The sequence below is a fragment of the Shimia sp. genome, from assembly GCF_039969785.1.
Lineage (GTDB): Bacteria > Pseudomonadota > Alphaproteobacteria > Rhodobacterales > Rhodobacteraceae > Shimia.
Genome location: NZ_JBDVNC010000017.1, coordinates 21727 through 41447, shown reverse-complemented (window position 1 = coordinate 41447; position 19721 = coordinate 21727). Strand labels below are relative to the sequence as shown.

Annotated in this window: 21 protein-coding genes; 14 read left to right on the top strand and 7 right to left on the bottom strand. The window is 57.0% G+C overall.

Features of this window, described 5'->3' with window-relative positions:
• The first annotated feature begins 55 nt into the window (after positions 1–55).
• The 12 genes from ABJI08_RS08345 (at position 56) to ABJI08_RS08290 (ending at position 11675) form a co-directional block, all read left to right on the top strand.
• Complete coding sequence (locus ABJI08_RS08345; protein WP_348401364.1) at positions 56–1732, top strand: cytochrome D1 domain-containing protein; 1677 nt, start codon at positions 56–58, stop codon at positions 1730–1732.
• A 199-nt stretch (positions 1733–1931) separates the two neighbouring features.
• Positions 1932–3731, top strand: a complete 1800-nt coding sequence (locus tag ABJI08_RS08340; protein WP_348401363.1) for a NapC/NirT family cytochrome c — start codon at positions 1932–1934, stop codon at positions 3729–3731.
• 65 nt (positions 3732–3796) lie between these two features.
• Positions 3797–4204, top strand: coding sequence for a plastocyanin/azurin family copper-binding protein (locus ABJI08_RS08335; protein ID WP_348401362.1), 408 nt, complete (start codon positions 3797–3799; stop codon positions 4202–4204).
• 202 nt (positions 4205–4406) lie between these two features.
• Complete coding sequence (cobA, locus tag ABJI08_RS08330; protein WP_348401361.1) at positions 4407–5174, top strand: uroporphyrinogen-III C-methyltransferase; 768 nt, start codon at positions 4407–4409, stop codon at positions 5172–5174.
• The gene (locus ABJI08_RS08325; RefSeq protein ID WP_348401360.1) at positions 5167–5541 is read left to right on the top strand and encodes a cytochrome c; all 375 of its coding nucleotides are present in this window, start codon (positions 5167–5169) and stop codon (positions 5539–5541) included. Before cobA ends, ABJI08_RS08325 begins: the two co-directional genes overlap by 8 nt.
• A complete protein-coding gene (locus ABJI08_RS08320) occupies positions 5541–6683 on the top strand; it encodes a cytochrome D1 domain-containing protein (RefSeq protein ID WP_348401359.1) in 1143 nt (380 codons plus the stop codon). The genes ABJI08_RS08325 and ABJI08_RS08320 overlap by 1 nt, the downstream gene beginning before the upstream one ends.
• Positions 6684–6686: 3 nt before the next feature.
• The gene (locus tag ABJI08_RS08315; RefSeq protein WP_348401358.1) at positions 6687–7688 is read left to right on the top strand and encodes an Lrp/AsnC family transcriptional regulator; all 1002 of its coding nucleotides are present in this window, start codon (positions 6687–6689) and stop codon (positions 7686–7688) included.
• Entirely contained in the window at positions 7685–8137 is a 453-nt protein-coding gene (locus ABJI08_RS08310) for an Lrp/AsnC family transcriptional regulator (protein WP_348401357.1), read from the top strand. The genes ABJI08_RS08315 and ABJI08_RS08310 overlap by 4 nt, the downstream gene beginning before the upstream one ends.
• On the top strand, positions 8134–8619 hold the full coding sequence (locus tag ABJI08_RS08305) for an Lrp/AsnC family transcriptional regulator (protein WP_348401356.1): 486 nt from the start codon (positions 8134–8136) through the stop codon (positions 8617–8619). Before ABJI08_RS08310 ends, ABJI08_RS08305 begins: the two co-directional genes overlap by 4 nt.
• 3 nt (positions 8620–8622) lie before the next feature.
• Positions 8623–9837 (top strand): heme d1 biosynthesis radical SAM protein NirJ, encoded by a 1215-nt coding sequence (gene nirJ, locus ABJI08_RS08300; protein ID WP_348401355.1) that lies wholly within the window; start codon positions 8623–8625, stop codon positions 9835–9837.
• Positions 9812–11437, top strand: coding sequence for a cytochrome D1 domain-containing protein (locus tag ABJI08_RS08295; RefSeq protein ID WP_348401354.1), 1626 nt, complete (start codon positions 9812–9814; stop codon positions 11435–11437). Before nirJ ends, ABJI08_RS08295 begins: the two co-directional genes overlap by 26 nt.
• The gene (locus ABJI08_RS08290) at positions 11394–11675 is read left to right on the top strand and encodes a hypothetical protein (protein ID WP_348401353.1); all 282 of its coding nucleotides are present in this window, start codon (positions 11394–11396) and stop codon (positions 11673–11675) included. The genes ABJI08_RS08295 and ABJI08_RS08290 overlap by 44 nt, the downstream gene beginning before the upstream one ends.
• Before the next feature lie 73 nt (positions 11676–11748).
• Here the strand turns inward: ABJI08_RS08290 and ABJI08_RS08285 are convergent, their stop codons facing one another.
• The 6 genes from ABJI08_RS08285 to ABJI08_RS08260 all read right to left on the bottom strand — a co-directional run bounded on the left by ABJI08_RS08285 (position 11749) and on the right by ABJI08_RS08260 (position 17288).
• Positions 11749–12156, bottom strand: coding sequence for a thioredoxin family protein (locus ABJI08_RS08285; RefSeq protein ID WP_348401352.1), 408 nt, complete (start codon positions 12154–12156; stop codon positions 11749–11751).
• Between the two features lie 18 nt (positions 12157–12174).
• A complete protein-coding gene (locus ABJI08_RS08280) occupies positions 12175–12888 on the bottom strand; it encodes a cytochrome c biogenesis CcdA family protein (protein ID WP_348401351.1) in 714 nt (237 codons plus the stop codon).
• A 57-nt stretch (positions 12889–12945) separates the two neighbouring features.
• Complete coding sequence (locus tag ABJI08_RS08275) at positions 12946–13821, bottom strand: DMT family transporter (RefSeq protein ID WP_348401350.1); 876 nt, start codon at positions 13819–13821, stop codon at positions 12946–12948.
• Between the two features lie 191 nt (positions 13822–14012).
• Positions 14013–15152, bottom strand: coding sequence for a DUF2955 domain-containing protein (locus tag ABJI08_RS08270; protein ID WP_348401349.1), 1140 nt, complete (start codon positions 15150–15152; stop codon positions 14013–14015).
• Positions 15142–16206: an HlyD family secretion protein gene (locus tag ABJI08_RS08265; RefSeq protein ID WP_348401348.1), complete on the bottom strand. Its 1065-nt coding sequence runs from the start codon at positions 16204–16206 to the stop codon at positions 15142–15144. The genes ABJI08_RS08270 and ABJI08_RS08265 overlap by 11 nt, the downstream gene beginning before the upstream one ends.
• The gene (locus ABJI08_RS08260) at positions 16203–17288 is read right to left on the bottom strand and encodes an AI-2E family transporter (RefSeq protein WP_348401347.1); all 1086 of its coding nucleotides are present in this window, start codon (positions 17286–17288) and stop codon (positions 16203–16205) included. Before ABJI08_RS08260 ends, ABJI08_RS08265 begins: the two co-directional genes overlap by 4 nt.
• Before the next feature lie 146 nt (positions 17289–17434).
• Here ABJI08_RS08260 and ABJI08_RS08255 point away from each other — a divergent pair, with 146 nt between their 5' ends.
• Both ABJI08_RS08255 and ABJI08_RS08250 read left to right on the top strand, forming a co-directional pair.
• Positions 17435–18058, top strand: coding sequence for a potassium channel family protein (locus ABJI08_RS08255; RefSeq protein WP_348401346.1), 624 nt, complete (start codon positions 17435–17437; stop codon positions 18056–18058).
• A complete protein-coding gene (locus ABJI08_RS08250; RefSeq protein WP_348401345.1) occupies positions 18055–18426 on the top strand; it encodes a VOC family protein in 372 nt (123 codons plus the stop codon). The genes ABJI08_RS08255 and ABJI08_RS08250 overlap by 4 nt, the downstream gene beginning before the upstream one ends.
• On the opposite strand, the gene ABJI08_RS08245 is transcribed toward ABJI08_RS08250, so the two are convergent.
• Positions 18423–19625: an MFS transporter gene (locus tag ABJI08_RS08245; RefSeq protein ID WP_348401344.1), complete on the bottom strand. Its 1203-nt coding sequence runs from the start codon at positions 19623–19625 to the stop codon at positions 18423–18425. The genes ABJI08_RS08250 and ABJI08_RS08245 overlap by 4 nt on opposite strands.
• Positions 19626–19721: the final 96 nt, after the last annotated feature.

Sequence of the window (19721 nt, the reverse complement as noted above, 5' to 3'; positions counted from 1 at the left end):
GAATCGGCAAGACACGGCATATCCAACCTGCCTCACCAGCAAACGGAGAGTGATCATGTCGCTTGGAATCACCTATAAAAAATCTCGACAGGCACTGGGAGTCGGCTTTGCATTGTTGCTCGGCTCGGTTGCTGCGCCTGCCATGGCCGAAGGCCCAACCCTGAGTGAAGAAGCCTTCGAAGCTTCCAAACAACTTTATTTTGAACAATGCGCAGGTTGCCACGGCGTTCTGCGTAAGGGTGCCACAGGTAAGAACCTGCTGCCTCACTGGAAAAAGACCGCCAAAGACGGCACCGTCACCGAAGGTGGCACGCTGAAACTTGGTCAGGAACGTCTTGAGAAAATCATCTCTTGGGGAACCGAAGGCGGGATGAATAACTTTTCGGACATTATGACCGAAGAGCAAATCAAAGACATGGCGACCTACATCCAGATGGAAGCGCCAAAACCACCAGAAATGTCGCTGGCGCAGATGAAAGAGACCCGCAAGGTCTATGTCGAAGAAGCTGACTACCCAACTGAGCCTCTGCATGGCCGTAACTGGGAAAACTTCTTTGTCGTCATCGAACGTGACGCCGGTAAAGTGGCTGTCATCGACGGCGACACAAAAGAAGTTCTGGTTCACATCCCAACCGGGTATGCTGTGCACGTTCTGAAAGCTTCAGAGCACCACAATATCACCGAGCCTGAGAACCCTGGCCGCTTCTGGTACACAATGGGCCGCGACGGCAAGATGACCAAGATCGACCTGTGGCAAACACCGGACAAGATGTTGGTTTCCGAAGTCAAAATCGCATATGACGCACGTGACGTGGCCGTATCCGGCGACGGCAAATACGTCATCGGCGGCGGCTACTGGCCTCCACACTTTGCCATCGTTGATGCGCAGACAATGGAGCCTGTAAAAGTTGTTTCCACACGCGGCGTAAACGTCGACGGTGAGTATGTAGAAGAAGCACGTGTTGCTGCGATCTACACCACACCGAACGAGCCTACATGGATCGTTGCTGTGAAAGAGCTGGGTCAGCTGTGGCAGGTGGATTACACCGACCTCGACAACCTGAAAATCGACAAAATCAACTCGGCCAAGTTCCTGCACGATGGGTTCTTTGATCCGACAGGTCGTTATTTCCAGATCGCCGCAAACGCGTCGAACAAAATGGTTGTTGTCGACACCGAAACCCACAAGCTGGAAGCTATGATCGACGTTGCTGCTCTGCCGCACCCTGGTCCTGGCGCCAACTGGGTTGACCCGAATTGTGGCCCTGTTGCCGGCACGACTCACTTGGGCGTTGGTACTGTGACTGTTTGGGGCAACGACCCTGTTGGTCACCCCGACAATGCCTGGAAAGTCTGCTACGAAACTGAAACTGACGGCGCTGGCCTGTTTGTTCGGACCCACCCGGAATCTGACTATATCTGGGCTGACCAAACCAAGCACCCTGAGCCAGAAGTTCAGCAGTCTGTACAGGTAATCTCGAAAGAGACCGGTGAGATTGTGAAGACAATTCAGGTCACAGATGTTGAAGGCAGCGCGGCTGTTCACTTTGAATTCAACGCGGACGGCACCGAAGTTTGGGTCTCCAAATGGAACCTGTCAGACTCGCTTGAGCCAAATGGTGAGATCGTCATCTATGACTCCAAAACTCTGGAAGAGATCGGTCGCATCAAAGGACTGTACGCGCCAACCGGCAAGTTCAACGTGCACAACCGTTCAAACCACGTCACCTGATGTGATTTGACATTGAAAACCGAAGGGCGGGCCCAGCGCCCGCCCTTCTTTTCTTGCACTGCGGTGCCGGATTGCGACGACCGCGGGGATGCCCGGGCACAGCAAAACAGACCCGGACTTTGCCCCCCGCTCCTTGCAATCCCAGACCAGTTTTCCCGGGAGGCCGGGGCACATATTCAGAGAGATACGGAGCCTGGAGATGACCCAGACCAACGAAACAGAAACCAAAAAGCCCCTTTGGCGGCGTTATGTCCTTTGGGGCATGCCGATCGGGGGCGTCCTTGTGGCCTTTGTCGCAGGGATCATCTTCTGGGGTGGTTTCAACACCGCCATGGAAGCCACTAACACCATGCCTTTCTGTATCTCGTGCCACGAGATGGAAGATAACGTTTACGCAGAATACAAAGGCACAATCCACGACGTGAACCGCTCGGGCGTTGGCGCGGTTTGTTCGGATTGTCACGTGCCCAAAGACTGGACGCACAAGATGATCCGCAAGATCAAAGCCTCCAAAGAAGTCTGGGGTAAGATCACCGGCAAGATCAGCACACCCGAGAAATTCGACAAGCATCGTCTGCAACTGGCGATGAACGAATGGCAGCGGATGAAAAAGACCGACTCGGTGGAATGCCGGAACTGTCACCACTTTGATTCCATGTTGCCCGAGTTTCAGAAACCACGTGCCCGTCAGCAGCACCTGAATGCGATGCAAACCGGTCAGACCTGTATCGACTGTCACAAAGGCATTGCGCACTCGGATTTGCGGGATCGTGCGGATGAGGAATATCTGGAAGCGCTGGAAGCGCCAAACCCGGATTTCGCGCGTGAAGTGCCACAGAAGTACCTCGACAGCCTTGCCAAGATCGAAGCGATCGAAGCGGAACAGGCTGCAACCCGAAAAGCTGACGAAAAAGCCGCGCGTGACGCAGTTCAGGCGCAGATTGCCAGCGCTGTAGAAGCAGCAGTTGCTGAAGAACAAGCCAAAGCGGCGGGTCAGGCAACAGAAGCGGCAGCAGGGGACACTGTTGGTGCCAATGTCGACTGGGACGCTGTTGCAGGCGCCGATCTGACCCTGTTCTTCCCGGGTCAGGCATCGTTTGAATGGGTACAGAACGGCAAGCAACACGGCGGCGCACGTCCGCTGACCAAAGGCGGCGATCAGTGCACAACATGTCACGCAGCCGAACTGGAAACCATCGGTGCCAAAGTTGCCAAAGGTGGTGGTGGCAAGAAAGATGAGCTTGAGCCGTCCGCCATTCCTGGCAAGCGCGGGTTCATCAATGCCAGCGTTCAAACTGCCCATGACGGTGAAAACCTCTATGTGCGGATGCAATGGCCGGATGCGGGTCACAACCCTGCGCCGTTTGTCGAAGGCGGCAAAATGGACCCGGACAACCAGATCAAGGTTGCCATGATGATCACCGGTACTGGTATCGAGATGGGTGAACAGGTCGGATGCTGGGCAACTTGCCACGCAGACAACACCTATATGCCCTTTGATCCAGGTGCCGAGGGTGTTGCTGCGGCCGCTGATATTGCCGCGCAATTGCAGGCAGAAGGCACAATCACCAAATACTTGACTGAAAGCCGGACAAAGGTCGAAGTCGCAGGCCGTCGTGGTAAGGCGCAAGGCGGCTGGGACAAGGTCAAAACTGCAGAAGAGATCGAGCAGCTTTTGACCGAGGGCACCTATATGGACCTTATGCGGGTCTATGCAGATGGCACCGGGTCCAATGGCTATCTGCTTGAGCGTCGCGTTGAAAACGAAGGCGAAATGGCGTCGCAAGCCAGCCTGTCGGGTGGTCTGTGGACTGTCGTCTTCTCGCGGCCTCTGAATTCGGGTGCGCCGGGTGATGTTCCGCTGGAAGCTGGCAAAACCTACACGGTTGGGTTCGCCATCCACGATGACTTTGCCGATGCGCGGTTCCACCATGTCACGCTGAACACCAGCATGGCGCTGGATAACGCAGATGCGCAACTGAACGTGGTTGGTCAGTAAACAAATCGTGGCGGCCGGTGATTTTCCGGCCGCCACGTTTCATGATAGGAGTTGGACCCATGCGTATGACCCGAACTCTCCCCATTATCCTGCTGTCGCTTGCGGCGGCTTTTCCCGTTTTTGCGGGGGATGACAACAAATCTGCAATCTGCGGCGAGGCAGAAGAACGCTATGTCGACCTGTTCGGCGGGCCGTCGTCCGAGGCTGAAGGCGTGGTTGTTGTGACCATGTATAAATACAATTTCTGTCCGGCGGAGATCACCGTGCCAGCAGGCACAACGGTGCGCTGGGTCAATGTCGACAAACGCACCAGCCACAGTGTTCTGGTCAAAGGCTCTGGCATACCGGAATCTGACCGCGCATTTCCCGAGGAAGTGATTGAATTCACCTTTCTTGAACCGGGCCCACAAGACTATCTTTGCGGGCCGCACTGGGAAACGCAAAACATGATAGGCATGGTCACGGTGGAATAATAACCATCTGAAAAGTAATGACTATTTTTAAGGCGCGCCAAAAACGGCGCGCCTTAACTTTTGTCAAGGAAAGCGTCCGCCTAAAAGGCCAGTCTCTGGTGCATGAAACGCCAGGATTCCCGAGCCAGAAACATCCATTCCGGTGCCGATAGCGGCATGGGGTCCGGTCTCTATTCCGACTATAGAACAAGCGAGACTTCCAATGACCGGTAAAGTGTACCTGATCGGCGCCGGCCCCGGCGATCCTGAATTGATGACCCTGCGGGCTGTGCGCATGCTGAAAGACGCAGATGTCGTGGTTTTTGACCGGCTGGTGTCGGATGAGATCATGGCGATGTGCCCCGAAGGCGCCGAACAGATCGCGGTTGGCAAATGCCCCAAGAACCATCTGGTGCCGCAAGAGCGGATCAATGAAATCCTGCACGAGCAAGCCCGGATGGGGCGCAAGGTGGCGCGGCTTAAGGGCGGCGATCCGATGATTTTTGGCCGTGGGTCCGAAGAGGCGGCCTATCTGATGGCGCTGGGCGTCGAGGTTGAATACGCCCCTGGCATTACGGCTGCTCAGGGCGCGTCCTGTTCGACCGGGGTTCCGTTGACGCATCGCGGGCTGGCCACCGGGGTGCAATATGTCACCGGCCATCGTCAGGCCGACAAGGTGCTGGATCTGGACTGGAAACGTCTGGCCGATCCCGACACGACACTGGTTGTTTATATGGGCGTCGCCAATATTGGCCAAATCGCGGTTGGCCTGATGACCGAAGGTTTGTCAGCAAGAACGCCTGTCATGGCAATCTCGCGGGCCACGTCGGCACAAGAAGAGCGCATGGTTTCGACCCTTGGTCGCGTCGCACAGGATTGCCGCGAAGCCGGGCTGAAACCGCCAACATTGTTTGTCATAGGCAAGGTCGTTTCGCTTTATGCCGCCAACCCTCAGGATCTTGCCGTCGAAGCGGTGAGTGCAAATGGATAGGTTTGAACGGGCATATCGAAACCCGGTGCGTCAAGTGCGCCGGCGCCGGTCTGCTTTGACGGGCAACGCCGTATTTACCGGCGCGTTGATGATTGCCACAGCCGCGCTTGCGGCAGACAGCATTGATCCGGATGCCTTGAAACGCCTTGTGCATCAGGATTGCGGATCGTGCCACGGTTTGACGCTTAAGGGCGGGCTTGGCCCCGATTTGCGCGCAGAAACCATCGAACATTATGACGCGGACGTGCTGAAAAGCGTGATTCTGGATGGCATTCCAGACACCGCCATGCCGCCGTGGCGTCCGTTGATCAGCGAAGAAGAGGCTGACTGGGTGGCGCGTTATTTATTGCAGCCGGAGAACATGTAATGAAATCCCTTTTGTGGTCGTTGATTGCAGCGATGAGCTTTTCCTCGGCGATGGCAGAGCCCACCGCCACTGGTGATCTGGGTCTGGTGATCGAGCGGGCCACTGGGTCTGTTCTTTTGGTGGACCAGTCAGATCGCGCGTCGCTGGCGCGGATCGAAGGGCTGGGCGATCTGAGCCATGCGTCGCTGGTTTATTCCCCGGATGAACGTTTTGCCTATGTTTTTGGCCGGGACGGCGGGCTGACCAAGGTCGACATCGTAACCCGAACAATCGCCAACCGCGTTGTGCAGGCGGGCAATGCCATTGGCGGGGCTATTTCGGACGATGGCACGCTGGTGGCCGTATCAAACTATGAACCCGGCGGTGTGCGCATTTTTAATGCCGACACGTTAGAGCTGGTGGCGGATATCCCCACCGACAGCAAAACAATCGGTCTGGTCGATGCGCCGGGGCGCCGGTTTGTGTTTACCATGTGGGACACGGGCGAAACCTGGATTGCCGATCTGTCAGGCGATCTGGAGATCACCAAAATCCCCGACATGGGAGACCGTCCCTATGATGCGCTGATCACAGCCAACGGGCGCACTTATATCACCGGTTTGTTCGGAGAAGACGGCCTGACCGCGCTGGATCTGTGGGCGGATAACCCCGAACCGATCCGGGTATTGCCAAACTATGGCCGCGGACAAAAGGAAATGCCGGTCTACAAGATGCCGCACCTGGAAGGCTGGGCGCATACAGGCGGTGAATTTGTTCTGCCTGCTGTCGGGCATCACGAAGTGCTTTGGATCGACTCGGACACGCTGCAAGAGAGTGGGCGGACCCAGACCTATGGCCAGCCGGTTTTTGCCATGGCGCGGCCTGATGGACGGCATGTCTGGGTGAACTTTGCGCATCCGCTGAACGATACCATTCAGGTGATCGATACCGTGTCCAAACAAGTGATCCACGAATTCAAACCGGGACCGGCGGTGCTGCATATGGAGTTCACGCCGCGTGGCAACGAGGTGTGGATCAGCGTTCGGGATGCCGGAAAGGTCATGATCTATGACACCCACAGTTTTGAGAAATTGAGAGAGATTGAGGCCGACAGCCCGTCTGGCATCTTTTTTACGGCGCGCGCACATAAAACGGGGCTTTGAATCATGAAAATTGTTGCCGACCCGATTGATCGTTTGTTGCTGGATGACTGGCAGCGGGATTTTCCGATTATTTCCCAGCCGTTTGTTGAATTGGCTCAGACGCTGGACATCACCGAAGCCGATGTGTTGGCGCGGTTGGAACGGATGCGCAAAAGCGGCCGCATTACACGTGTCGGGGCGACCTGTGCGCCCAATACGGTGTCAGCCAGCACGCTGGCTGCCGTGGCGGCACCCCCCGAACGGGTGGAAGAGGTGGCCGCGATCATCGGGCAAGAACCGGGTGTAAATCATTCCTATGAACGCGAAGATCGCTGGAATTTGTGGTTCGTGGCAACGGGCCCGGATCGGGACCATGTCAACGCTACGCTGGCCCGGATTGAAACGCGTACCGGGCTGCGGGTGCTTGATTTGCAGCTGGTGCGCCCGTTCAACGTTGATCTAGGGTTTAAGCTAATCGGCGGTGATGGCCTGAAGGGTGCGCCGCCGCGCGCGCGCCCAGTGGATTGTTCGGCCTTGAAGGCGGGCGATCAGGATATTTTGCAGGCGTTGACCAAAGGCATGGCGCTTGTCTCGCGCCCTTACGGTGAACTGGCCCAAGCGCTTGGCCAATCCGAGGCAGGCATTCTGGATCGGGTGCAATGTCTGACCGATGCTGGCATCATTTCGCGACTGGGCGTGATCGTGCGTCATCGCGCATTGGGCTGGCGGGCCAATGCTATGGTGGTGTGGGATATCCCCCATGATCAGATCACGACCGCCGGACCAAAGCTGGCCGCGCAGCAGGGTGTGACCCTGTGTTACGAACGCACACCCGTTGATGGCGTTTGGCCCTACCGTCTTTATTCCATGTTCCACGCCCGCAGTCAGGGCGAGGCGTTGGAAAATCTGAAAAATGCCGCGCAAATTCCGGAACTGGCGGGTGTGCGTCATCAGGCATTGTTTTCGACCCGTTGTTTTAAACAAACCGGCGCCATGATCACGGCCCCGAAAGAGAGTGCGGCATGAGCGAATTGGACCAGATTGATCGTGACCTGATCAACCGGTTGCAGGATGACCTGCCGCTGGATCATCACCCGTTTGCCGGCTTGGCGGATGAATTGGGGTTAAGCGAGGACGCCTTGCTGAGCCGCGTGGCGCGGCTGCGCGAAGAGGGTGTGCTAACCCGTTTTGGGCCGTTTTTTGATGCCGCAGCGATGGGCGGAGATTTCTGTTTGTGCGCCATGGCGGTGCCGGACGCGGAATTTGAAACTGTCCTGACCAAAGTCAATGCCCGCCCCGAGGTTGCGCATAATTATGAGCGCACACATCAGCTGAATATGTGGTTTGTGCTGGCTTGCGAAACGCCGGAAGGGATCACAGAAGCCGCAGATGCGATCGAGAGGGAAACCGGGCATGCCGTGCTGTGTTTTCCCAAACTTCAGGAATTTTATATCGGGTTTCGGGTTGCCGCATGACACTTGACACTACAGACCGCAAAATTGTCGAAGCCTTGCAGGGCGGACTGCCACTGATTGCCGCCCCCTATGCCAAGGTGGCCGCAGATCTGGCCCTTCCTGAACGGGAACTGACCTCACGTCTGCAGGCGATGAAAGACAGCGGTGTTATTCGCCGGATTGCGGCAGCGCCAAATCATTACAAACTGGGCATGACGGCCAATGGCATGACGGTTTGGGATGTGGATGACGCGCAGCTGGCTGCGCTGGGTGCCAGGGTAGGTGCATTGCCGTTTGTGACCCATTGCTATGAACGCCCACGTGCGTTGCCGATGTGGCCCTATAACCTGTTTGCCATGGTGCACGGAAGTTCGCGCGAGGAAGTTGCGGAGAAACGCGCTGTGATCACTGATATTTTGGGGGATGCGCTGAACGGATGCGACATTCTCTATTCCACCCGGATTCTGAAAAAGACCGGGTTACGTCTGAGAAAGCGGGGATAACCCATGTTCCGACTGACTGAATATATGCATCAGCTTGTGAAGCCGAGCCCGGTGCGGGTGCGCAACCCGGACCGCGCGGTCAAACCAGTGGTAATCTGGAACCTGACGCGGCGCTGCAATCTGAAATGCCGGCATTGCTATACCGTGTCGGCAGACGTGAATTTTCCCGGCGAATTGTCCGAACAACAGGCGTTTGAAACGCTGGAAGATCTGGGCCAGTTCAAAGTGCCTGCCATCATTCTGTCGGGTGGCGAACCGCTGGACAGCCCCTATTGGTTGCCACTGGCACAGCGTGCGAGAAAGCTGACCCGGGTTCTGGCCTTGTCGACCAACGGCACCAAAATTCACGGTGACGCTGCAGATCAGGTGGCGGATGTCGGGTTCAACTATGTCGGCATTTCGATTGACGGAATTGGCGAAACAAATGACTGGTTTCGCGGCGTTGACGGAGCGTTTGATGCGGCAGTGCGTGGTGTGCGTGAATTGAAAAAGCGTGGCGTGCGGGTTGGGTTGCGGTTTTGTCTGACCGAGGGTACCCAGCACCATTTGCCGGATCTGTTGAAACTGTGTGACGATGAGGGTGTGGATAAGTTCTATCTGAGCCATCTTGTCTATGCAGGGCGGGGTGACAAGAACCGGGGCGAAGACGCGCATCACCAGATGACCCGCAAGGGTATGGATTTGTTGTTGGAACGCGCCTGGGAATCGGCCTCTGGCGGCCGTGAGCTGGACATTGTCACCGGCAACAACGATGCCGATGCAGGGTATTTCATGCAATGGGCCGCTGAGCGGTTCGATACAGATAAATGCGCCAACCTGCGGGATCATCTTGTGGCGTGGGGTGGTAATTCATCCGGGTTGGGTGTCGCCAATATCGACTTTTTGGGCAAGGTGCATCCCGACACGTATTGGTCGGATTACACAGTTGGCAACGTCAAAACGACACCGTTTTCCGAGCTGTGGACCGGTGATGATCAGATGCTGGCAACGTTGCGCACCCGTCCCCGCCCGCTGAAAGGGCGCTGTGGTGCTTGTGCGATCAAGGATGTCTGCGGTGGCAACACCCGCATCCGGGCCTTGCAGGTCACTGGCGATCCATGGGCCGAAGATCCGGCCTGTTACCTGAGCAATTCCGAGATTGGTGTCGATGAGGCCGAGCGGCTGAGCGTCACCCCTTTCCGAGGTAAGAAACATGACCCGCAACATCAGTTCTTTTGACTCGACCAACGGTGCGCAAGTGGCATCTTCGGGTGCCTCCGGCGGGAGTATTTTTGGCAAAATGAAGATGGCGGGACGGTGTGTTGTTCTGGCGGGCGCGTTTGTGGCCAGTGGAGCCGTTTGGGCCGGGCCGGGTGCGGATTATGCTGAGCATTGCGCCTCGTGCCATGGAGAGGCGCGTTTGGGCGGCACGGGGCCTGCGCTGATTCCGGAGACTTTAAAGCGGATGCGTGGCCCGAAAGTGGCAAATGTTATTCTGAACGGGCGGGTGGCCACGCAAATGCCTGCGTTCCAAGAAGACCTGACGCCCGAAGCGGTGGAAGCGTTGTCGGCGTGGTTGAAAACGCCGCTGGAGCATGTGCCCCCCTGGGGTGAGGCAGAGATTACAGAGAGCCGGGACATGAACCCGGAATATGTGTCAGTTGAGGCGCCTGTTTGGGCATCGGACCCGATGAACATCACGCTGGCTGTGGAAACCGGCGATCATCATGTGAGTGTTCTGGATGGGGATACGTTTGAGGTTCTGGACCGGTTTCCAACGCCTTTCGCCGTACATGGCGGGCCAAAATTTGACCCGACCGGGCGCTATGTTTTTATCATGTCGCGTGATGGCTGGGTGCAGAAATACGATATATATGCGCTAAAGGAAGTCGGCCGCGTGCGCGCCGGGTTGAACAGCCGCAACATTGCCATGAGTGCTGATGGTAAATGGCTGGCGGTGGCGAATTATCTGCCAAATACGCTGACCATTCTGTCGACCGACGATCTGTCTGTGGTGCGGGTGCAAGAGGTTAAAGGCAAAGACGGCACGCCCAGCCGGGTGTCTGCCGTGTATCAGGCACCGCCGCGTGAAAGCTTTGTTCTGGCGCTGAAAGATGTGCCGGAAATCTGGGAGATTTTTTACGGAAAGAACCCGCCCCAGTTTGGCTTTGCGCATGACTGGCGGATGGAGGGCATGGCGCCCAATGACAACCCGTTCCCGGTGCGTAAGATCACCACGCCGGATTATCTGGACGATTTCTTTTTTGACCAGACCTATGAGTACATCATGGGCGCGTCCCGGTCGGGAGAAGGCGGGCAGGTGATTGACCTGGTGATTGGTCATAAGATTGCCGATCTGGAATTGCCGGGCATGCCGCATCTGGGGTCTGGCATTACGTGGAAACGGAACGGAACAACCGTGATGGCGACGCCGCATCTCAAAGACGGTGTCATCTCGGTGATCGACATGACCACGTGGGAGACTGTTGAGCAGATCAAGACCGAAGGGCCGGGATTTTTCATGCGCAGCCATGAGAATACGCCTTATGTCTGGGCGGATGTATTCTTTGGTCCCAATAAGGACAAAATGCATGTGATCGACAAGCAAAGCCTTGAGATCGTTGAAACCTTGCAACCGGTCAAAGGCGCCACAGTGGCGCATGTCGAGTTCACAAAAGACGGGCGTTATGCGTTGGTGTCTGTTTGGGAAGACGACGGGGCAGTGATCATTTATGATGCTGCCACGCTGAAAGAAGTGCGCCGCCTGCCGATGCGCAAACCCTCGGGAAAGTACAATGTCTGGAACAAAATCACATTCTCTGAAGGCACCAGTCACTGAGATTGACACAAACGAGGGGCCGTATTGGTCTGTTCAGCGGCTGTCGATCTGGTTCTTTCCTTTTGCCTGGGGGGCGGTGGCCATCAACCTGTTTCTGATCGGGTTGATGTGGCAGGCGATAGATTTGCCGGTTATCGCGCCCGTGGCCGCGATCCTGCTGTCTTTTCCGCTGGCGTTTCCGGCAACATGGGCCTGTGCGCGCTGGATACGCGGGCTGATGGACGAGGCCGAGGGTTGACATTGGTCGTTTCCTGTCGAACGGCCAAGTCATCCATAGGCGCGGCACAAGTCACTGCGCAGCGCCAGTTTTACTAGGCAGACGCTGCGTCTAGTGCGGAGTCCATCAGGGCCTTGATCTGTTTCTTGGATGTACCAGCGACAATGCGGCCCAGTTCCTGATCCCCTTTGAGCGCCACAAGCGTTGAGCGGCGGGGGATGTTCATTGAGCGCACGAGGTCGGACCCGCGATAATTGTCCCAGTCGACGTTAATGAAAACGATGTTTTTTTCGTAGGCAGGGTTGTCCGATTTGAGCGCATTGATCACCCGTTCCTGCGCGGCGCAGGTTGAACACCAGCTGGCCTTGAAATCAAGGAACACTGTGTCGCCCTCGGCGAGATGCTCTTTGACCAGACCGGGGGTGTAGTTGGCGGCTCTGGCATGTGCGGCCAATGGCAGGGTGGCTGCGGCAGTCAGTATAAGAAATTCGCGACGTTTCATGGGGAGGCTCCTATGAGGTCAGAGAGAAACAGACAGATCGACCAGCCAGTCGGGCATGATGCCAATAAGCCAGGCTTCGATCAGGTGATGTAAGTTGAAAAACAAGGCCAGACCTGTGACGAGAAAGATCACGCCCATGGCAGGGCGGGCGGCAGAGGCAAGGCGGCGCATCAGGACCTGACGGGACTGCAGCGCCGACCGGGCACCGTAGCCCAGAGCTAAGATCAGCGTGGAAACGCCAAGTGCGAATGCCACCATGATCAGCCCAGCCTTGAACAGGCTTTCGCCCTGACTGGCCAGCGAAATCGCGCCGCCCAGTGTGGGCCCAACGCAAGGGCTCCACACCGCGCCAAGCAGCAGGCCGCCGAGGAACTGGCCTTGGACAGAATTGCGCTCGAGTGTGTCCATGCCGCTGTCGGCGCGTGCGGCAATGCCCGCTGTCGCTGTGGAAAAAGCGATTGAAAAACGAGGGATTAGCAGTACCGCACCAAATACGATCATCAAAACGGCCCCGGCCCGCGCGATGGTATAAGGCGTCAGGCCGATGGCGTGGCCAAATGCCGTGACCGCCACACCCAGGACAACAAAAGACAGGCTCATTCCGGCGGCCAGAGCGGCGGGACCATAGCGGCTGGCTTGCAGGGATGTCGCCAGTACAATGGGCAACACCGGCACAACGCAGGGGTTGATCAGGGTCAGCAGGCCAGCGCCATAGGCAAACAATAATTCCATGCTGCATTTGTGCCAATTGCGCGGCCAAAAGTCAGCCTGAGAATGGCTAACGGGTCATCACTTGCGCGTGTTGGAATGCTTGGAAAGCTGCACGGCCAGAATGCCTGCTGCGATGATCACGACGCCAATCACATCCGTCAGACCCAGGGCCTCTCCCAGAATGACGGCGGCGACGGCAACGCCAAAGAAAGGGTTCAGAAAGTGGAAGGTGGCGGCCTTGATAGCCCCGATGCGCTCAACCAGTTTGAACCAGATCCACGTTGCCAATAGACCGGGGCCAAACAGGGTAAATGTAAAGGCCGCGCCCATGCGCAGGTTCCAGTTGAACTCCCATGTTTCCAGCAGCAGCGATGCGACAAACAGAACCGCTGCGCCGACGAACATCTGCAGCCCGACGATCATCATCAGGTTGCCGCCAGACAATGCCCCGCGCACCATCAGCGTGGCGACCGCGAGCGCCGTTGCCCCGATAACGCACAGGATAACGCCAAACATATCAACGCCTTGCCCGATGCGACCGCCCATGATCAGCACAACTCCGGCAAAGCCGAGAACCAGACCAAACGCTGCCAGCGGAGACAGCTTTTCACGCAGCGCTGCCCAGCCCAGAAAGGCCACGATCAGCGGCATTGAGGACGCGATGATTGAGGCCAGCGAAGCCTCGACCGTGGTCATGGCCATAAAGTTCAGGCCCAGATAAAGCGCGTTCTGGCACAGACCAAAGATCAGCGTGGCACGCCATTGGTCGCGGGTCAGATGCCAGTTTTGACCCATCATGCGGGCAATGGCGACACCGATAAGACCAGCCAGCAAAAAGCGGATGGCAGAGATGGCAAACGGCGGGGCGTCGGCAACGATAATCCGGGCAGAGGTGAAGGCTGCGGACCACAGGAATGCAAACAGCAATCCCATTGCAATTGCACGGATGTCCATCGGCAATGCCCCTCACATGTTAACCAATTGCCGCGATGTAACAGCATCGCGGCAGGGGTCGCAACCGCATCAACCGCGACAGGGCAGTCGAATCATGGTTAACGCGCTGGCGCCACGTCGAAATTCGGTTTCGGCACCGCGTCGGCATAACGTCGGTATTGCGGCGGTGCAGTTTGGGTTGATGTGCGGGGTTAAGACTGCGCGCGTTGCGCGGCACGGCCTTTGCGCGTTAATCGTCTGAGCCCGCCACGTTTGCGATCAGAATTTCGTCTCAGCGGGAAAAACGCATCCACAACAAGATAGGCAATCAGAACAAACCCGAGCGCAAAGCCAATTTGCAAAAGCCGGTCCAGCATCTGAACGTCTGCGTCATCGCCAAACGGCGCGACAGAGCCTCCGTAAAGAATGATCAGGGTTGAAAGCGACGATCCGGCAAGCGATGCATCCGCACGATCCGACACGAACCAGCGGGCCAGCGCCAGCGCGACGACGGTCATCACCACCATCGCAACCAGCATCAGCGGCGCAATCACCGTGATTTCATAGGCGATCACCGCAGCGATGCCTCCGATGGCGTTTGCTTTGAGCATGCCCTTGGCCACAACCGGCCCGGCACCTGTGGCCGCGGCGAGTTGCATCGACAACAACGCAACAAAGAACAACGTCACAAGCATGCCACTGCCTGACAGGAAAAACAGCATGGCAAATGGCACGGTCACAAATGACATGCGCAGCACAAGCCGCCCGGGATCAACCTTGCCATCGCCGCCTTTGGCAGCCCCTTGCGGAAGTGGGTCGGGCGGGAAAACATAGAACATGAACACGGTCCAACACCATGCAATCGCCAGATTCGCAGGCACCCAGATCACAAGCATCAGCGCGAGTTCGCGAGATGTAAGTACCAGATTGGGAATCATCAGCGCCGCCATCAGCGCCAGCACAACGGCCAGTGTCCCGGCACCGCGCGTGGCCCAGTAAAAGCTCATTGAGACAGCCATGGCGACGGCCATCAGAAATGGCACCGGATAGACCGCCAGCATAGACGCCAAAAGCCAGGACGTGGACAGAAAGACAAAGCCGGTCTGTACGAGTTTCCAAAGCGCACTTGGCGGCATCGGGGCGGGACCCTGAAGAAACAGCACCACAAACACCGCTGAGAAGTTGGCCATTGGCCAGCCCAGCACAAGAGCAAGCGCAAAGCTGGCGCTGGCACCCAAAGCCAGTCGAAGACCACGTTTGTCAGCCGCAGGCGACAGGACGGGGCGCGCTGTATCGATCAGCTCTGGTTCGGGACCTGTGACCGCCTGCGCGCCGCCCGTGTCAGTAGGCATACGAGAACCATGCCACCACAGTGATATAGGCGCGTCCAATGGTGTTCAGCAGAAAACTGTCGGACGTGTAGACAATCACGTCGGCCTGACCGTTGATGTTGAACTGCACGTCGTCGGTTTCGTCACCGGTATTATAGTCAGGCAGGATGATACGCACCGGAAACGGCTGCGGAGCGCGCAGCCAGCCGCTGGCGCGCGGGATCGAAGCCAGTTGACCGGGACTGGAACTGGTGCCGTCCGAACTGGCATAGCTGAAGCTGGCAACCTCGCCCTTGATGATGCGCCCGGGGTGCATATCCAGCACGACGTCCACAGGATCGCCGATTCTAACCCGGCCAAGATTGTTTTCCGTCAGATATGCTTCGACCCAGACATTCGAGGCGTCCAGAAAGGTCAGAAGATCCTGACCGGCGCGGGCATAACTGCCAGCGCCAAGGTCGAGGTCGGTCAGGACGCCGCGCGCGGGTGCATGCAATGTGGTCCAGCCAAGATTGAGTTCCGCATCAGCCAGCGCCGCCAGCGCTTTCTGGATTTGCGGATTGTCCTGTCCGGTGCTGCCCAGCGAGGTCTGTTCGCTTTCCAGATCGGCCCGGGCGCGTTCAACATCGGCTTCGGCCTCGGACAGGCGACGACGGGATTCGTCGGCCTTGGCGATGGGCACCAGCCCTTTGGCTTCGAGGTCGAACACCCGGCTGGCCTGAAGCTTCTCGGTCTCCAGATCGGCCTGCGCGCGTGACAACGTGGCCTGCGCGCTTTCGACATCTGCTGATCCAGCGCCAACGTCCTGAGTTGCACTGGCCAGTTCGGCCTTGGCCTTGTCGCGCTGGATTTCATAGCTGCGCGGGTCGATAACGGCGAGAATATCGCCAGCTTCAACGAGTTCGCCGTTGCCAACGCGCACTTCGGTCACGTTGCCCGAGATTTGTGGTGTGATCGGTGTGACGATCGCCTTGACCCGTGCGTTGCTGGTAAATGGCGTGATGCGGTCAGCGGCCAGATACCAGCACAGGATGACAATCAGAATCGAAAATGTGGACCAGAATGTGCGCTTCATGTTGCGTCCTCGACTGTCTCCTCGCCCGCAGCTTCGTCAATTTCGACGGCCATCCATGCCATGACCAGTTCATAGAACACTGACAGGATGACCGGGCCGATAAAGATGCCGACAATGCCGCCCGACAGAACGCCGCCAATCACGCCAACGAGGATCACAAGGATCGGGGTTTCCAGACCGCGCGCAATAAAGATCGGACGCAGGAAGTTGTCCATGATCATCACCGGCACCATAATAACGGTGAAAACAAGCGCCATACCGGGGGTCATGGCTGACCATGCCCAGATAATGACCGGAATGATCACCGGGCCGGGGCCGACCTGAATAATTCCCAGAATCAGACAGACAACTGCAAGTGGTCCGGCGGCATCGATGCCAAATATCAGCATCACCAACCCGGCGAGGAACGCCTGAATGGCGGCAACACCCAAAACCCCGCGCGATACGTTGCGCACTGTGGCTGCGGCCAGTTCAACAAACTCTCCGCCCTTGGGGGCAAAGACGCGATTGCCAAAGTTTTGCAGCATATGACCCAGCTGGGGGCCGGGGGACAGCATCATGCCCATAACAATTACCGACAGAGCCATGGCCAGAAGTCCAACGCCAACACCGGCGAGTTTGCCGAGAACAGATGTGCCGAACTCAAGGATAAACGACCCGTAGCGGTCAAGCGCGGCAGCCAGATTATTGTCAAACAACGCCCAGACTTCTTTGATCTTTGGGCCCATAATCTCCCATTCATTGATCCGTTCAGGCAACGGCGGCATGGTCAGCGTGCCACTGGAAATCTCATGGATGAGATCGGCGCTGTATTCCACCAGGCCGGCAATAGATGCGGCCAGCGGGCCAATTGTCAGAAACAGGCCAACCAACACGGTGATTGTAGCCGCCCAACCGCGGCGCCCGCCCAACAGATTGGCAAGCGATTCGAATAGCGGATAGATCGCGACGGCTAAAATGGTCGCCCACAGGACAATGCCGGCCAGCGGCGCAACAATCATCAGGGCGGCGTAAAGAAAGACCGCGAGGAACAATAGACGTATTCCGAGGTCAATAATGCGTTTGTCTTCAATTCCGGTCATGGCAATATCCTTCCAATGTCAGGACTGTTAAGCATAAGCTGACATATATTAAAACCAGCACTTGTCGGCCACTGTGGCACAGCATGTTCAATTCGAGGACTGAAAATTTGAAAGATACACAAAAAAGTAGCAATTTTAAGTCTTTGATGACCACGCATCGCTGGACCATTCTACTGTGTGTGCTCACATTTTTAATCCTTTTGGATGGGTTTGAACGCCACATCGGCTGGCTGGATGAGGCGTCTCTTGTTGCGATGAGCCTGTTGTTTATGGGGGTTGTGGGCGCCACAGAGCGGCGCACTTGGTTGCGCGCGGTGATGGCTGTGCCCGTGGCGACATGGTTTTTGCTGGTGGTCGTGAACGGGTTTTGGCCCAGTGCGTCGGTGAATGTCGGTCTGGTCATTGTTTCGGCGATTTTGTTGTTTGGGTGCATGGTCATCGGATTCCGCCAGCTGTTTGCCCCGGTGCATTCGGAATACGAACGGTTGTCGAGCGGCGTGTTCAGCTATCTGTTGATGGCGATGATCTGGGGGCTGATTTATTGGCGCATAGAATTATTTGACCCCGGTTCGTTTAACCTGCCCGAAAACCTTGGTGACACAAAACGCGGGGCGTTTATGTATTTCAGCATGATCACCATGACCACAGTGGGCTATGGCGAGATTTCTCCAGCGACTGATCTGCCGCGCACATTGACCGGGTTGCAGGCCGTGGCTGGTACGATGTTTGTGGCGATCTTTATTGGGCGCAGCGTCGGGCGGCTGAAATGACCGCGACGGCGGGTCAGATAAGTTGGGTCTATTGCACGAATTTGGCTGAAACAGTGCCGTTTTACCGCGATCTTTTGGGGTTGCGGATTGAGCGGGATGCGGGCGTTGCGATGATCTTTGAGACTGTGCCGGGGGCGTTTATAGGTGTTTGCGAAGCTTTTGGAGACCGCGAGGTAACCCCGTCCGGCGGGATGATCACCATTCTGGTAAATGGCGTGGCGGCGGTTGATGCGTGGTATGATCGTGTGCTGTCGGCCAACACACCAACAAAAGGCGCGCCAGAGCGAATAGAGCGGTTCGGCATTTATAGTTTCTTTTGCATGGACCCGAACGGCTATGTGATCGAGGTGCAGACGTTTCTGGACTAATCAGACCCATGTGGTCGCCGTGCGTCCAGAAACCAAACCAATCCCGCCACAACCACGATCAGAGCGCCCCAGACCATGAAATAGGGTGCGGTGCTGGGCAAACGGACCAGAGTTGGCGAAAAACACATGATCAGCGCCGCGAGGCTAAAGGCCATGTCGATACCCACTTTGGTGCGCCCGATTGTGTCGGTGGTGCTGCGTTCCAGAACGCGGCCATCGATGACAATCCGGCACAACCAAACTGTCATACCCATCGCGCAATGCAAAAGCGCCAGCATCGGCAACGATGTGCAAAGTGACAGCCCGAAGGTTGCGCAACCGACCAGAACCGCAAAGACATATTCCATGTTGTGCGCCGAGACCTTGCGAATCCCAAGGCTGAGCAAACCTGCCGCCAACATCCCACCAACAGGCCACGCTGCATCCACGATGCCAAACGCGCTGCTGCCTTTGCCCAGATCATCCCGGATAAACGAGGACAGTATAGCGTTTGAGAGCTGACCAATCGGCAGGCTGACCGCAGCCAGCAGAGCCAAAAGTCGCAAAGGCCGGCTTTGTCGAAAAATTTCAAGGCCACCGCGCAGATCACCCAGAAAGGCGGGTTTGGTTGATCCGTTTGATGTCGGGGCCGTGTCGGTCACGAACAGCATTGGCACAATCAGCAAGACCGATGCAGCGGCGGAAAACAGAAATCCGGCGGCAGGTGACATTTGTTCGATCACAAACCCGGCCAGAACAGTGCCAAGCGCCGTCGCGCTAAGATGCACACCGCGAAACCGTGCCACGGTGCGCATGATTCTGTTGGCGGGCACAATGGACTGGATCAATCCGTCATGAGCGGTGTTGTGCAACAATCTGAGCGCGCTGGCGGCGGCGATAGCCGCAAATAGGAACGGCAGGCTGGGACTGGGCGCGCTGATCCAGATTGTCCCAAGCAGGCAAAGCAACACTGCGATGGCAAGATGGGCCAGAATAACCAGCCACTTGCGGGTGTGCCTGTCAACAATAGTGCCAATAAACGGCCCCGTCACAATCAGCGTGAGCATGGCAATGATAAACACCTGCCCAACCCGGCTGACGTCATTGGTGACGATCAACGTGGTCCAGCCTACGCAGACAAGAAAGCTGCCGCGCGAAATGCCCGAAAACAGCTCCATCACGAACAACAGAATAAGGTTAGTGGGCAGGCGTGTGGTCATGACGCTAGGTAGACATGCGCGATGTTGGCCCGCAAATCACGAATTGTGAGCGTTGGAAACGGACCCGCAAACAAAAAGGGCCGCCCAATGGGCGAC

What these genes read in the sequence shown, in the direction of transcription:
- ABJI08_RS08275 (WP_348401350.1), bottom strand. Translation starts at nt 13,821, where the DNA reads ATGGACATCCGTGCAATTGCAATGGGATTGCTGTTTGCATTCCTGTGG.
- ABJI08_RS08320 (WP_348401359.1), top strand. Translation starts at nt 5,541, where the DNA reads ATGAAATCCCTTTTGTGGTCGTTGATTGCAGCGATGAGCTTTTCCTCG.
- ABJI08_RS08290 (WP_348401353.1), top strand. Translation starts at nt 11,394, where the DNA reads ATGTCTGGAACAAAATCACATTCTCTGAAGGCACCAGTCACTGAGATT.
- nirJ (WP_348401355.1), top strand. Translation starts at nt 8,623, where the DNA reads ATGTTCCGACTGACTGAATATATGCATCAGCTTGTGAAGCCGAGCCCG.
- ABJI08_RS08295 (WP_348401354.1), top strand. Translation starts at nt 9,812, where the DNA reads ATGACCCGCAACATCAGTTCTTTTGACTCGACCAACGGTGCGCAAGTG.
- ABJI08_RS08265 (WP_348401348.1), bottom strand. Translation starts at nt 16,206, where the DNA reads ATGAAGCGCACATTCTGGTCCACATTTTCGATTCTGATTGTCATCCTG.
- ABJI08_RS08280 (WP_348401351.1), bottom strand. Translation starts at nt 12,888, where the DNA reads ATGGAATTATTGTTTGCCTATGGCGCTGGCCTGCTGACCCTGATCAAC.
- ABJI08_RS08340 (WP_348401363.1), top strand. Translation starts at nt 1,932, where the DNA reads ATGACCCAGACCAACGAAACAGAAACCAAAAAGCCCCTTTGGCGGCGT.
- ABJI08_RS08315 (WP_348401358.1), top strand. Translation starts at nt 6,687, where the DNA reads ATGAAAATTGTTGCCGACCCGATTGATCGTTTGTTGCTGGATGACTGG.
- ABJI08_RS08335 (WP_348401362.1), top strand. Translation starts at nt 3,797, where the DNA reads ATGACCCGAACTCTCCCCATTATCCTGCTGTCGCTTGCGGCGGCTTTT.
- ABJI08_RS08345 (WP_348401364.1), top strand. Translation starts at nt 56, where the DNA reads ATGTCGCTTGGAATCACCTATAAAAAATCTCGACAGGCACTGGGAGTC.
- ABJI08_RS08245 (WP_348401344.1), bottom strand. Translation starts at nt 19,625, where the DNA reads ATGACCACACGCCTGCCCACTAACCTTATTCTGTTGTTCGTGATGGAG.
- ABJI08_RS08250 (WP_348401345.1), top strand. Translation starts at nt 18,055, where the DNA reads ATGACCGCGACGGCGGGTCAGATAAGTTGGGTCTATTGCACGAATTTG.
- ABJI08_RS08285 (WP_348401352.1), bottom strand. Translation starts at nt 12,156, where the DNA reads ATGAAACGTCGCGAATTTCTTATACTGACTGCCGCAGCCACCCTGCCA.
- ABJI08_RS08270 (WP_348401349.1), bottom strand. Translation starts at nt 15,152, where the DNA reads ATGCCTACTGACACGGGCGGCGCGCAGGCGGTCACAGGTCCCGAACCA.
- ABJI08_RS08260 (WP_348401347.1), bottom strand. Translation starts at nt 17,288, where the DNA reads ATGACCGGAATTGAAGACAAACGCATTATTGACCTCGGAATACGTCTA.
- ABJI08_RS08255 (WP_348401346.1), top strand. Translation starts at nt 17,435, where the DNA reads ATGACCACGCATCGCTGGACCATTCTACTGTGTGTGCTCACATTTTTA.
- ABJI08_RS08310 (WP_348401357.1), top strand. Translation starts at nt 7,685, where the DNA reads ATGAGCGAATTGGACCAGATTGATCGTGACCTGATCAACCGGTTGCAG.
- ABJI08_RS08305 (WP_348401356.1), top strand. Translation starts at nt 8,134, where the DNA reads ATGACACTTGACACTACAGACCGCAAAATTGTCGAAGCCTTGCAGGGC.
- cobA (WP_348401361.1), top strand. Translation starts at nt 4,407, where the DNA reads ATGACCGGTAAAGTGTACCTGATCGGCGCCGGCCCCGGCGATCCTGAA.
- ABJI08_RS08325 (WP_348401360.1), top strand. Translation starts at nt 5,167, where the DNA reads ATGGATAGGTTTGAACGGGCATATCGAAACCCGGTGCGTCAAGTGCGC.